This is a genomic window from Kitasatospora sp. NPDC057518 (assembly GCF_042802075.1).
Lineage (GTDB): Bacteria > Actinomycetota > Actinomycetes > Streptomycetales > Streptomycetaceae > Kitasatospora.
The window spans coordinates 1-5,423 of record NZ_JBHVEU010000541.1 but is presented as its reverse complement, the minus strand read 5'-3'; the positions used below and the strand labels follow the sequence as shown (position 1 = coordinate 5,423).

The following is a 5,423-nucleotide window of genomic DNA, read 5'->3' as shown; positions in this document are numbered from 1 at the left end:
GCGGCCTCGGTCAGCTCGGGACGGCCGGAGGACACCCGCGGGGTGCGCGAGACGACCTTGGCGGCGTTGCCGGTGAACGCCACGGCGACGTCCTCCACCGCACCGGCGGCCGGAGCGGCCTCCGGGGCGACCGCGTTCGGCTTCACGGTGATGACCGGCGCGCCCTTGGTGACCTTGGACTTCACCTGGAAGGACGCGGCGAACACCGACTGGGTGGCGACCGGACCACCGTCGCCGGCCTCCAGGTCGATGGCGTCGGTGATGATGCCGGAGCCGATCCGCAGCGCGACGCGCGCGGCCACCTCCTTGCCCTCACCGGAGGACGTCACCAGCACCGCGGCCACGTCGTTCGCCTTGGCGATCTGCGCCAGCGCGTCCACCTTCGGGACGACCAGCTGGTCGGCGAACTCCGCGCCGTCGGCGACGTACACCTTCACCGCACCGTACTCGCCGGCCTTCGCCGCGATGCCGGCCGCGGCCGCACCGGCGCCCAGGACGACGGCGGACGGCTCACCGATACGGCGGGCCAGGGTCAGCAGCTCCAGGGCCGGCTTGCGCACCGCGCCGTCGGCGTGGTCCACCAGAACCAGGATCTCAGCCATGATTCGTTGCTCCTGATCGATCGTTGGGTTCGCGAACGGGTGGGACTAGATGAACTTCTGGTCGGCGAGGAAGGTCGCGAGCGACTTGCCGCCCTCGCCCTCGTCCTTGACGACCGTGCCCGCGGTCCGCGCCGGACGCGCCGCCACCGACTCCACCGCCGTCCACGAACCCGCCAGACCGACCTCGTCCGCCTCGATGCCCAGGTCGTCCAGGTCCCACGACTGCACCGGCTTCTTCTTCGCCGCCATGATCCCCTTGAACGACGGGTACCGGGCCTCACCCGACTGGTCCGTCACCGAGACCACCGCCGGCAGCGCCGCCTCCACCAGCTCCGTCGCCGCGTCACCGTCCCGACGACCCTTCACCACGCCGCCCTCGACCGACACCTCCGACAGCAGCGTCACCTGCGGCACACCCAGCCGCTCCGCCAGCAGCGCCGGCAGCACACCCATCGAACCGTCCGTCGACGCCATGCCACCGATCACCAGGTCGAACCCGGCCTTCTCCAGCGCCTTCGCCAGCACCGCCGACGTCCCGACCACATCCGAACCGTGGATGTCCTCGTCGTTCACGTGCACGGCCTTGTCCGCACCCATCGACAGCGCCTTGCGCAACGCGTCCTTCGCGTCGTCCGGCCCCACCGTCAGCACCGTCACCTCGGCGCCCTCGTTCGCCTCCGCGATCCGCAGCGCCTGCTCCACGCCGTACTCGTCCAGCTCCGACAGGAGGCCGTCCACACCCTCCCGGTCGGTGGTGTGGTCGTCCGCGAAACGACGGTCACCCGTCGCGTCCGGCACGTGCTTCACACAGACAACGATCCTCAAGCTCACGGCCTGTCTCCTGTACTGGTCTCGTCCGGCGGCTGCGGCGGTGCAAGCGGGCGCGAACACGGCACGCACCCGCTCCGGGCAGCGAATTCCCGTGCCGGTCCGGAACTTCCTGGCAGCATACTCGCCGGTAGTGCAGTGGTCACTACTGGCCAGTAGCTTATGCCGTGCGGCTGCTCCCGCCGCCTGTGCCCATCCTGCCCCAGCGCGGGGCCGACTCCACCCGCCGGGGCGGAACACCTGCGGCCGGATTGCTCACACCACGCGACCGAGCGCCGCGATCACGTCCACCCGGCGCGGCTGGCCCGCCGCCCGACGCACCACCCGGCCCTCCCCGTCCAGCACCAGGACGGTCGGCGTCCGCCGGACCTCCAGCCGGCGCACCAGCTCCAACCGCTCCTCGGCGTCCACCTCTATGTGCTCCACCCCGTCGACCATCCCGGCCACCTCCGAGAGCACCCGCCGGGTGGCCCGGCAGGGCTGGCAGAAGGCCGTCGAGAACTGCACCAGCGTCGCCCGCGCGCCGAGCGGCCCGCCCAGCTCCGCCCCCGACAGCCGTACGGCCTCCGACAGCGGTACCTCGTCCGCCCCGTCCTCGGTGCTCACCCTCGTCCTCCCGTCACTCCCGGCCCTTCACCCCGGCCACGGCGGGCCGGGACCGGCCCCGTCGAGGCACGACAACACACGCCGTCGGCCCGGTCATCCCCCCAGTCTGCGGCAGCGCCCGCGGCGCCCGAAACACGGTCGACCGCCAGGGCCGGGACACGTACGATCGGCCGATGGACTCCGACCGCCACCCGATGCCGCCGCCGGTCCGCCGCCGCGTCATCGCCCCGGCCAGGACCACCGTCCACCGACGGCGCTGACGCCCCGCCGCTGCCGCCGCCCGTCGCGACCACCCGGAGCCCCGTTGCAGACCGATCCCCGCGGTCCCCGCTTAGCCGCAGCGCTCACCGCGATCGTCCTGGCCCTCGTCCTGGCCACCGGCAGCTGCCCGCTACTGGGAGCCCAGACGCTCGTCTTCGCCCTCGGCTCGTTCGGCGGCCTGCGCCTGGCCCCGTACGTCCGGCTGTTCCAGGCGCTCGTGCTGCCCCGGCTCGCACCGCCCTCCGCCACCGAGGACGAACGGCCGCTCCGCCTCGACCAGGGCGTCCTCATGGTCTTCGCCGCGGTCGGCACCCTCGGCTACTGCACCGAGGTGACGTGGCTCGGCGTGATGGGCGCCTCGACCGCCCTCACCGCCGCCTTCGCCAACGCCGTGTTCGGCTACTCCGTGGGCTGCGAGCTCTACCCCCTGGTCCGGCACGCCCAGGGCCGCCTCACCTCCCGCGCCTGATGCGAGCGGCCGAAAAGTTCCCGTTCGAATTCATCACGGAGATCACATCGGCAATACCCACTTGACCGCACGCCTCAGGTGACAGCAGGCACTCGTTCGGGGGATCATCTCCGTGAATCACCCGTGACCGCCGCGGAGTGCCGTACTCCGGTCGGCACCGCCCGCGCAACGGAGCGGGTACCCGCCGAACCGGGCTCCGGCCCGTGGAAGTCAGGACTGACCGTGGCAGAGTTCGTGTACCCGCCGGTGATCGGCGCCGCACTCACCGCCTTCCGCGCGCTCGACGCGCGGATCAAGATCGTGGGCGCCGAACACATCCCCGCCAGGGGGGGAGCGGTACTGGTCAGCAACCACATCAGCTACCTGGACTTCCTCTTCGCGGGCCTCGGCGCGTACCGCGGCGGCAAGCGCAAGACCCGCTTCATGGCCAAGGACGACGTCTTCAAGCACCGGATCTCCGGCCCGCTGATGCGCGGCATGAAGCACATCCCGGTCGACCGCACCGACGGCCAGCCCGCCTACGAGGCCGCCGTGCGCGCCCTCAAGGCCGGCGAGGTGGTCGGGGTCTTCCCCGAGGCGACCATCAGCCGCTCCTTCATGCTCAAGAAGTTCAAGACCGGCGCCGCCCGGATGGCCGCCGACTCCGGCACCCCGCTGCTGCCCGTCGTGCTCTGGGGCACCCAGCAGCTCTGGACCAAGGGCCGCCCGAAGACCCTCACCAAGCGGCACGTCCCGGTCACCATCATGATCGGCGAGCCGATCCACCTCGGGCCGGACGACAAGCCCGTGATGGTCACCCGGCGGCTGCGCGCCGCCATGAGCGAGATGCTCGACCAGGCCCAGCGCGAGTACCCCGGCAAGCCCTCCGGCCCGGACGACACCTGGTGGCTGCCCGCCCAGCTCGGCGGCACGGCGCCCACCCTGGAGGTCGCCGAGGCCGAGGACGAGGCAGAGGCCCTCGCGAAGGCCGAGCGCCGCGCCGCCCGGGGCTGAGGCCCGCTCCGCTCCCCTCTGTTCCTCTCCCCTCCACTCCCCTCTACTCCGTGCGATCGAGCGAGCGCGGTCCGTCGCGTGTCGCCGGACCGCCGACGTCCCCCGTCTGACACAGTGACAGCTCCTTTCAGGGGCCTTCGTCCTGAATCCTCGGCGGGGGCACACGTCGGAGCGGTCGAGAGTCTCGGAGGCGGAGATGGCACGGATCACCACCGGCACACGGCAGTCACCCACGGGCAGGGCCCGCACCCGCGCGAGCGCCGGTGCGGGCCTTCTGCTTCTGGGCGCCCTGCTCACCGGCTGCGGGGCCGAACCCGGGGAGATCCCGCTCTCGGAGATCCGGCCGGAGACCCCCACCGCCACCCCCGAGGCGACACCCGCCGCGACCCCCGGCGTGGTCGGCGCGGCCGTCGGAGCCCCCGCGGCCGCCGCGCACAACGGGCTGATCGTCAGCCGCGCCTACACCGACGCCGCCCGCACCAGCACCGCGATCGTCACCCTCTCCCCCGACGGCACCGGCCAGCAGCAGGTCACCCAGCCGCCGGCCCGCGCGCTCGACGACCGCCCGGACTGGTCCCCCGACGGCGCCACCATCGCCTTCGACCGCACCGACCCGCAGACCGGGACCGCCCGGCTCTGGACCGTCCTCACCGCCGGCGGCCCCGAGCACCAGGTCAACCAGCTCTGCGACAGCGGCACCGCCGACTGCGCCAACGAGGACGAACGCGCCCCCGCCTTCTCCCCCGACGGCAAGCAGGTCGCCTTCAGCCGCTCCTGGGGCGCCCTGGACCCGTCCGGCAGCCACCAGATCCAGTACTCCGACCTCTACCTGATGACCCCCGAGGGCACCGACGTCCAGCGGCTCACCTTCCTCACCAACGACAAGCCCTACTCCGGCGCGGTCAGCAACCCCAGCTGGTCCCCCGACGGCAAACAGCTCACCTTCGAGTACCGCACCAGCGCCACGGGGCAGCCCGCCAACAGCCGCGCCATCTACGTGGTCAGCGCGGACGGCACCGGGCTGCGGCAGCTCACCCCCTGGGAACTGCGCGCCGGCGACCGCGCGGACTGGTCCCCCGACGGCACCCAGATCCTCTTCACCACCTACCCGGCCGGCCCCGACAACGCCCCCGGCGGCGGCATCTACACCGTCCACCCCGACGGCAGCGCCGTCGGCGCCCTCACCCCCGCGCCCTCGGACGCCTTCTACGGCGCGGCCGCCTACGCTCCCGACGGCAAGTCCATCGTCTTCGCCCAGGCGCCCGCCGGCACCGGCGCCGACCTGTACAGCATGCGGCCGGACGGTACGGGCGTCGCCCGTCTCACCAACAGCGCGGACAAGTGGCTCAGCCGGCCGGCCTGGGGGACGGCGGAGGCCCCGGCGGCTCCCGCCGACCAGGTCCAGGCGACGGCCCAACCGTCGGATCAGGCCTCGGGTCAGGCGTCGTCGGCTCCTCAGGCACCCCAGGCGCCGCGGCCCGATGCCCAGCAACCCGCCCAGGCCCAGGGGCAGGCGCCCACGGAGAAGCCGCAGCCCGAATCCGACTCCGACGAATAAGATTCGCCCCGGCCCTGAAAACGCGAAGAACCCCCATCCGGGACCCGGATGGGGGTTCTTCTGAAGAATTGTTCGGCGGCGTCCTACTCTCCCACAGGGTCCCCCC

General features: G+C 72.7%; 5 protein-coding genes and 1 pseudogene. 3 read left to right on the top strand and 3 right to left on the bottom strand.

The window, feature by feature from the left end:
* The 3 genes and pseudogenes from ACFU7Z_RS35500 to ACFU7Z_RS35490 form a co-directional block, all read right to left on the bottom strand.
* A pseudogene (locus tag ACFU7Z_RS35500) lies at positions 1-602 on the bottom strand (electron transfer flavoprotein subunit alpha/FixB family protein); the annotation flags it as partial.
* A gap of 45 nt (positions 603-647) precedes the next feature.
* Positions 648-1,433: an electron transfer flavoprotein subunit beta/FixA family protein gene (locus tag ACFU7Z_RS35495; RefSeq protein WP_049656477.1), complete on the bottom strand. Its 786-nt coding sequence runs from the start codon at positions 1,431-1,433 to the stop codon at positions 648-650.
* Between the two features lie 252 nt (positions 1,434-1,685).
* On the bottom strand, positions 1,686-2,036 hold the full coding sequence (locus ACFU7Z_RS35490) for a TlpA family protein disulfide reductase (RefSeq protein WP_380782123.1): 351 nt from the start codon (positions 2,034-2,036) through the stop codon (positions 1,686-1,688).
* A 304-nt stretch (positions 2,037-2,340) separates the two neighbouring features.
* On the opposite strand from ACFU7Z_RS35490, the gene ACFU7Z_RS35485 reads away from it, so the two are divergent.
* From ACFU7Z_RS35485 to ACFU7Z_RS35475, 3 genes are all read left to right on the top strand, one after another.
* Entirely contained in the window at positions 2,341-2,766 is a 426-nt protein-coding gene (locus ACFU7Z_RS35485; protein ID WP_049656482.1) for a DUF4395 domain-containing protein, read from the top strand.
* Between the two features lie 222 nt (positions 2,767-2,988).
* Positions 2,989-3,759, top strand: a complete 771-nt coding sequence (locus ACFU7Z_RS35480) for a 1-acyl-sn-glycerol-3-phosphate acyltransferase (RefSeq protein WP_049656484.1) — start codon at positions 2,989-2,991, stop codon at positions 3,757-3,759.
* Between the two features lie 196 nt (positions 3,760-3,955).
* Positions 3,956-5,317: a hypothetical protein gene (locus ACFU7Z_RS35475; protein ID WP_380782121.1), complete on the top strand. Its 1,362-nt coding sequence runs from the start codon at positions 3,956-3,958 to the stop codon at positions 5,315-5,317.
* The last annotated feature ends 106 nt before the right edge of the window (positions 5,318-5,423 follow it).